This window comes from Gordonia malaquae NBRC 108250, assembly GCF_000344135.1.
In the GTDB taxonomy this organism is placed as follows: domain Bacteria; phylum Actinomycetota; class Actinomycetes; order Mycobacteriales; family Mycobacteriaceae; genus Gordonia; species Gordonia malaquae.
The window spans coordinates 1-4,032 of sequence record NZ_BAOP01000068.1 but is presented as its reverse complement, the minus strand read 5'-3'; the positions used below and the strand labels follow the sequence as shown (position 1 = coordinate 4,032).

General features: G+C 61.4%; 3 protein-coding genes and 3 pseudogenes. 1 reads left to right on the top strand and 5 read right to left on the bottom strand.

Annotated elements, in window-relative coordinates:
• Positions 1-535: 535 nt before the first annotated feature.
• A pseudogene (locus tag GM1_RS23075) lies at positions 536-701 on the bottom strand (PaaI family thioesterase); the annotation flags it as partial.
• A gap of 61 nt (positions 702-762) precedes the next feature.
• On the opposite strand from GM1_RS23075, the pseudogene GM1_RS23325 reads away from it, so the two are divergent.
• Positions 763-979 (top strand): annotated as a pseudogene (locus GM1_RS23325) (TetR family transcriptional regulator); the annotation flags it as partial.
• Positions 980-1,090: 111 nt separating this feature from the next.
• Here GM1_RS23325 and GM1_RS21125 read toward each other — a convergent pair.
• The 4 genes and pseudogenes from GM1_RS21125 to GM1_RS23065 all read right to left on the bottom strand — a co-directional run.
• Positions 1,091-1,834, bottom strand: a complete 744-nt coding sequence (locus GM1_RS21125; RefSeq protein WP_030175636.1) for a TetR/AcrR family transcriptional regulator — start codon at positions 1,832-1,834, stop codon at positions 1,091-1,093.
• Between the two features lie 76 nt (positions 1,835-1,910).
• Positions 1,911-2,828: an alpha/beta fold hydrolase gene (locus GM1_RS21120; RefSeq protein ID WP_040520974.1), complete on the bottom strand. Its 918-nt coding sequence runs from the start codon at positions 2,826-2,828 to the stop codon at positions 1,911-1,913.
• A gap of 4 nt (positions 2,829-2,832) precedes the next feature.
• Positions 2,833-3,903 (bottom strand): ferredoxin--NADP reductase, encoded by a 1,071-nt coding sequence (locus GM1_RS21115; RefSeq protein WP_008382302.1) that lies wholly within the window; start codon positions 3,901-3,903, stop codon positions 2,833-2,835.
• A pseudogene (locus GM1_RS23065) lies at positions 3,900-4,032 on the bottom strand (acetoin dehydrogenase); the annotation flags it as partial. The pseudogene GM1_RS23065 and the gene GM1_RS21115, both read right to left, overlap by 4 nt.

Sequence of the window (4,032 nt, the reverse complement as noted above, 5' to 3'; positions counted from 1 at the left end):
GGCTAGATGCGGTGGCCGAGGCCGCCGGTCGACTGCCAAAGGAGGAGACTGATCTTGTCGAGGCTTTGGAACTTGCGTCCAGCTCGTTGGCGACTGCAGACCACTAACCGTCGTCTCGTGGAAATAAGATCAGGAGCCCATTATGTAAGACGAAGTTGTTGTAGAGAACGGCGTTACACGGGGAACACGTTTTGTTGCGGTGGAACTTTGATATATCTCTCAAAAGAGAACGCTAGTGACAAATACACCATGGACGCATCCCGCCGGCACACTCGACGGGGTCGCTGCGCGACCAGCTCATCGAACTGATGTGAGTAGTTCGACCAGGACAACGACGCCGAGCAACGAACCGACACCGACGCCATGATCAGGACCATCACCAGGTTCGCTTCGATCAGTGAACTCGAGTGGGCCGGCAGGCTGCCTGAACATATGGGCGGTGGAGAACAGCAAAGGCCTCGGCCATCCTGTCGCTGTGGCTGCTCGAGCAGGGGAATCGGTTGTCGATGTCCCTCCACCGAGACCGCCCGAGTGCGCCAGCTCTCCCGCGCGGCGGGCCGCTGATGCGGTGCGGGCGGCGCAGCGGGACCGGCAACAGGTACTCGACTGTGAGGCGGCGGGTGACAGCCGGGGTTGCAGCAACCACAAGGTGAGCCCGGCAGGTCGTCCCACGCCGCGGCGATCGCGCCGCCGTGCGCCATCGCCGAGAGTCGTGACATGCAGGGGCGCTGCGGCAAAGAGGGAAGCTTGTCGGCTGAGCAGCGGGTAATCGACCAGTACCGCCAACCATTTGAAGCCATTCTGCAAAGCTCTCATGCCCGCGAGGAACTAGACGACTTCGACATCGAACTCGCAATGTGCCAACTTCTCGGACCGCTGGTATTTCGCACGAAGAACCGGGCTACGAAACATCGACCGGCACGACTGCGCGCACATCGTTGACGACTTCCTCGCCGCCCACCAACGCACACACACCCCTCAACCGGAACGCACGATCAACCCGACCGCAACGCAAAGAATCGGTCGAATCGCGCCGCCACTGGCAAAACAAGTTCGGCGAATGGCTCGCTGCCAAACATGGTCAGTCCACTTAGCGGCGGGACGCGAACCCGGGATGACTGAATGGCAGACCACGTGAGAAGGCGACGCCTATGGTCGCGCCCGCGCCATCGATGATTCCCCACGTCGTTTCCAACAGGTGTGCGGCGAAGAACTTGTCGTCCACCCCTTGCTCACGACCGCCGTCGGTCCACCACTGCGTCGCAGATAGACCAGAACCCAGAATGGACGCCACGGCCATGGGAATAATCGAGGTATCTGCATGAATACGCTGCAGAGATTCAGTAAACCGACCGGCGATGACCTCCATCACCGACCTCAATTGCTCCGCAACTCCGCCGCTTCCCGATCCGGAGTACTCAAACAAATGATTCGCCATGAGAAATCTGACGACCACGGGATGTTGCCCGACGAGCGCGACGTACGACTGGATAGACGAGCGAACCATGTCGTCGACCGAAGCATGTTCTTGCTCGGCAAAAATTGTGACTTGCGCCGACTCCCACATCAACGCCCCGAGCTTCGCCGCCACCGCCCCGTTCAAGCCCGCTTTGTCGCCGAAATAGCGGTACAGCTTCGGTTTAGATACCTCGGCCTCCGCAGCGATGTCGTCCATGCTGACGCCTACGCCACAGCGTTCGATGGCCCGTATGGCCGCCTCGACCAGCTGTGCGCGTACCGCGACCCGATGTTCATCCCACCGCGTGCTACGGGCATCACGCACCCGACGCTGTACCTGAGATGGTGCGGAGGAAACGCGACGGACGACTGACATTGTGGAAGCAACGATACCGGAAGGGCCCTCCCCCCGCGATCATCAGCTATGTGCGTCCGGTCATAGGCATCAAGAGTTAGCCTTTCTCCGTGGCTGCGTCCAATCGCGCCACCGCTTCGTTGAAATCGTTCGGTGCCTCCATGTTGATCATGTGACCGATCTGCGGCAACACCACGAAATCGTGCAGCTGGCCGCGCTGCTGCAGCCGTTCGGCGAGATCGGTGGAATGAACCTCGGGTGTCAACCTGTCGGCAGAGCCCACGATCACTGTCGTCGGAACCGCAAGTGAGTCGACTCCTTTGCTGACATCGATAGTGGCCAGGACCCTGCCCCACATTCCCCGAACCGCAGGGGGGCAACGCAGTACTATCTCAGAACACTCAGCCACAACGTCGGCCGACGCGTGTGGACCCATCGTCCCGTACTTCACCAACCGCTGGTTGAAGCGCGTGTCGAGCATCTCCGGCCCCGCCATGGCGAGCCCGGCTGCGAAGGCCCGCTCCAATGAGGCGCGGAATCGGCGCGGCGACCTAATCAGCGTCGATCTACTTACCAACTGGGAGGGTCCAGTGCTCGCCAAGACGGCACCGCGGGACAGGAGGGGCACCGACTCCGGGTGCTCGGCAGCCCAACCCATGACCGACATCCCGCCCATACTGTGACCGGTCACCAATGCCTTACGACTCGACGTGACGACAGCCCGCAGGACAGCCTCGAGGTCGTCGCCGAGGACCGACGAAGAGAAAGGGGTATGACCCCGGTCACTCCAGCCGTGCCCTCGTTGGTCATACACCACCACACGGTGTGTGTTGGCGAAGTGTTCGATCTGAGGTCTCCAGAATCGGCCCTGGCACGCCCACCCGTGACTGAACACCACCAGCGGCGCATCATCACCCAGCCCGTACTCCTCAACGAACAGCCTTGTGCCGTCAGTGGAGAGAACCTCCCGCGACCGCCGCGACAGTAGGCCAGCTCCCGAAGAGTCAGAGGTCATCGAGTCAGAGGTCATCGAAGCTCACCGTCACAGCGTCGGTGAGCGGAAGTGCCTGGCACGCGAGTCGCTCACCGTCCTCAATGTCATCGTCGACGAGGATGTTGTTCTGCACCATGTCGACATCACCCTCGATGAGCTTGCACACACACGCGCTGCACGCGCCCTCTCGACACGAGTACGGGGCGTTGTGCCCTCGTGAGAGCAGCACATCGAGCAGCGGCGTGTTACGTGGCCACTCCGTGGTGATGCACTCTCCGTTGAGATAAACCGTGGCCGTCGCCACACCCTCATCGTCACTGAGTCGACGCAGTGTGGCGGTGTCGAACGGGTCACCCGCCAGAGACTGGAACACCTCCCGATGTACATCCGAATGGTCCACTCCACACGCGGTGGCAGACCTTTCCACCAGGTCCATGAAGGGGGCAGGGCCGCAGGTGAAGATCTCCGCCCCTTTGTGGTCACGGATAATTTTCTCGACAGCCTCGGATGTGGGGATCCCGTTCTCGGACTCAAGCCAGCCGACCAAAGTGAACCGCTCGGGGAATTCGGATCTGATCTGCTGAAGCTGGCGCTCGTACATGATCGAGTCGGCGTCACGGTTCGCGTAGAACAGGACGACGTTCCCACCGCCTGACACCAGTGCCGACTTCACCAGCGACAGGACCGGCGTGATGCCGCTTCCGCCAGCGAAGAAAAGCATGTCGACGTCGAGGCTCTTCGCGGTAAACTTCCCTGACGGCGTGAGGACGGTCAGCTCCATGCCGACGGAGACGTTGTCGCACAACCAGTTCGACGCATATCCCCCATCGGTGCGCTTGACCCCGATCTCGAGGCGGAAGTCATCGACATGAGGTGAACTGCTCAGCGAATAGCATCGTGCGACGTGGCCCGTCTGGTCGGACGGGATCTTCAGCGTGATGAACTGCCCGGGAAGGTGTTTGAAATCGTCGACGATCTCGTCAGGCACCTCGAAGGCGATGCTCACAGAGTCCTTGGTCTCTTGCACGACCTCCGACACGGTCAGCGTCCGCGACCGGGCGGTGGTGCCCGGCCGAGTCTCCTGCTCGACGGTCATTTGATGATCCCCCGCTTGCGAGCCAAGGCGTAGCCCGCGCGTGTCATCGGCGCAGCCATGTCCTGGTAGCGCGGACCCACCACGCGTGCGACAAAGTCAAAGCCCCGTGCGTCTGCGCCGATCAACACG